General features: G+C 64.6%; 4 protein-coding genes and 1 pseudogene. 2 read left to right on the top strand and 3 right to left on the bottom strand.

Going from position 1 to position 2238, the window contains the following annotated elements:
* Positions 1–126, top strand: a pseudogene (locus tag AHiyo1_RS26470) (A/G-specific adenine glycosylase); the annotation flags it as partial.
* Positions 127–148: 22 nt separating this feature from the next.
* Here the strand turns inward: AHiyo1_RS26470 and AHiyo1_RS09065 are convergent.
* Positions 149–805, bottom strand: coding sequence for a class I SAM-dependent methyltransferase (locus AHiyo1_RS09065; protein WP_059388346.1), 657 nt, complete (start codon positions 803–805; stop codon positions 149–151).
* Between the two features lie 10 nt (positions 806–815).
* On the bottom strand, positions 816–1097 hold the full coding sequence (locus AHiyo1_RS27900; RefSeq protein ID WP_307053804.1) for a hypothetical protein: 282 nt from the start codon (positions 1095–1097) through the stop codon (positions 816–818).
* On the opposite strand from AHiyo1_RS27900, the gene AHiyo1_RS09060 reads away from it, so the two are divergent.
* On the top strand, positions 1078–1464 hold the full coding sequence (locus tag AHiyo1_RS09060; RefSeq protein WP_445286203.1) for a hypothetical protein: 387 nt from the start codon (positions 1078–1080) through the stop codon (positions 1462–1464). The two genes, AHiyo1_RS27900 and AHiyo1_RS09060, sit on opposite strands and share 20 nt — an antisense overlap.
* Before the next feature lie 69 nt (positions 1465–1533).
* Here AHiyo1_RS09060 and AHiyo1_RS09055 read toward each other — a convergent pair whose 3' ends face one another.
* Positions 1534–2157, bottom strand: coding sequence for an HPr family phosphocarrier protein (locus tag AHiyo1_RS09055; protein WP_445286214.1), 624 nt, complete (start codon positions 2155–2157; stop codon positions 1534–1536).
* Between the last annotated feature and the right edge of the window lie 81 nt (positions 2158–2238).

The following is a 2238-nucleotide window of genomic DNA, read 5'->3' as shown; positions in this document are numbered from 1 at the left end:
GCCGTGCCGCTAGCTGCCCTGCACCGCTTGAATTCGGCCCCGGAGCAGTTGGAACGCGCTCTTGAGGGGCTTCTGCGCGACGGTTTAGCCGAGATGCACGACGGCGGACTGCGGCTCCCGGCCTAGGCTTCCGTTTGCGCCGCGTCCTTCACGCCGTGGACGGCTTGCGGGCTAGAAGGTAGGCCTGCGGGGTCTTCTCGTACCTGTCGTCCGGTTCGCGGAGAAGCTGTGCCTCGACGACCAAGCCGGCCTGAAGGAGGAGTTCCGAGATGTGGTCCGGCGGCAAGCGGTAGGCATCGAGGTCGATCTCGTGGCCATACGCGAAGCCCAAGTGCCTGGGCTCGTCACCGGCTTGGAACGCGAGCAGCAGCAAGCCGCCGTCCAGGAGGGTCCGGTGGAATTCCCCGAACACCCGCGGCAAACGGGCCGGCGGCGTGTGGATGATCGAATACCAGGCGACGATGCCGTCCAGGGTGCCGTCCGCCAACTCCAGTGCCTCCATCGACCCTTCACTGAACTGCAGGCTGGGGTGATCGCGGCGGGCTACAGCCACCATTTCCGGCGACAGGTCGATGCCGAAAGCCGCCAGGCCGAGTGAACGCAAGTGCGCCGTGATCCGTCCGGGCCCGCAACCAATGTCGGCAACTGCCTCGCCGCCCGAGGACTGCACAAGCTCGGCAAAGGTGCCGAGCATGGCCCGGTCATAAGGTTTGGTGTGGAGTTCGTTGCGCAGGAGTTCGGCGTAATCGACGGCTACCGTGTTGTATGCGGCGCGAGTGGCATGCACATCCGAGGGTTCAGTCATGGAAAGAACCCTATTCTTTGTGGCCGGCTTGCTCCTGGACTCCACGGAAAACCCGGCCGTTACTTAGCCCGAGGTCGCGGAGCCACAACGATCCGCAGATGTCGGTAACGATGTGCCTGCCAGTTGCGGGCATCCCGTTCCGGGCGTCGGCCGCGGGATTATTCTCAAGTATGCGCAGGTTGTGGGCCGCCATTGCATTGACCACGACGGCGGCGCTCTGGTCGGGATGCGAACCCCAAGTCACCGTTTGCCCGGCAATTGCGATGGCCCCCGTGGTCTCCCTGACAATCACGGCAGACTACGCGCCAACGGTCAAAACCGTCCATTTGAAGGCATGCCAGGACGGGAAATGCCGCGAGGGCGATGTGGATCTGCGCCCGGGCAGCGTGTCGCTCCCTCAATCCTGCGGGCCGGAACCTGAAGGGTCATGCTCTGCCGTCGCGTCACCGGATGGCACCCGCTACGGCTTCCTCAACATGGGAACGCTAACCTCCTCGCCCATCGATGCCGAAGTGACTGGCCTGGACACAAACGGCGGGACCTTGCCCACCAGGACGCTCAACTTCACGCCGAAAAGTACCAAACCGTGGGGCGAGCAGTGCCAGACCGCCATTACGGCGAGCCTCTTGCTCGATGCCCATGGTCTGCGGCAGTCCTGAACACCTCCGCGGCACGGCAAATCTCGGCGTGCGGCGACATATCGGCGTGCAGGCACATATCGGACGACGTCAGATCTCGCCGAATCCCTGTTCCACCAGCCGCCTGACGTAGTCCACGGCTTTCGATGAGTCTTTGCCCCAAGCCTCGACCCTGAGTTTGCCGCCATGGCCCACGGCGAGGCCCATGAGTTCCATGATGGAGGTGCCATCGACGCCGTTTACCGTTGCCTCGACATCCATCCCGGCCAGTCCGCCCGCAATCTTCGCCGCAGGCCTGGCGTGCATTCCCATGGGGTTTATGAGCTCGAACTCGCCGCTTTCCGCCGGTTCGCCCCTTCCTTGGGATTCGGCTGTCCCCGCGGACTCAAAAACAGGCTCCGGGCCGAATCGAACCGACTCCGCAGCGGCCTTCACTGCGGCGGCCATGGCACCACCCTGGGTGGCCACCGCTGCGGCGACCAGGCCCTCCACCAAGGGAGCGTCGGCGAGGAGCACTTTGTCCGGTTCGCTGCAGAACTCGGCCGCTGATTCTGCCGTCATGACCGCGGAACCAAGGTCCGTCAGAACCACCACGCCATCCCCTGAAGCCTCCCCAAGTCCTGCCTCGAATGCGGCGATCGCTTTCTCCAGGTCGGTGCCGATCCGGCCATCCTCCGTCCCGCCGACGGCGTAGAACCGCACATCGGGGGCCATCTGCGCGGCCAGTTCAACCGCGCCCTCCGCGATCTTCCGACTGTGCGAGACCACCCACCAAGCCCACCGTCATTCAGCGGA

The organism is Arthrobacter sp. Hiyo1 (genome assembly GCF_001263615.2).
Lineage (GTDB): Bacteria > Actinomycetota > Actinomycetes > Actinomycetales > Micrococcaceae > Arthrobacter.
This window is presented reverse-complemented; position numbering and strand designations above follow the sequence as displayed.

Coding starts and splice junctions, on each gene's coding strand:
- AHiyo1_RS09065 (WP_059388346.1), bottom strand. CDS start 805: ATGACTGAACCCTCGGATGTGCATGCCACTCGCGCCGCATACAACACG.
- AHiyo1_RS09055 (WP_445286214.1), bottom strand. CDS start 2,157: ATGGCCCCCGATGTGCGGTTCTACGCCGTCGGCGGGACGGAGGATGGC.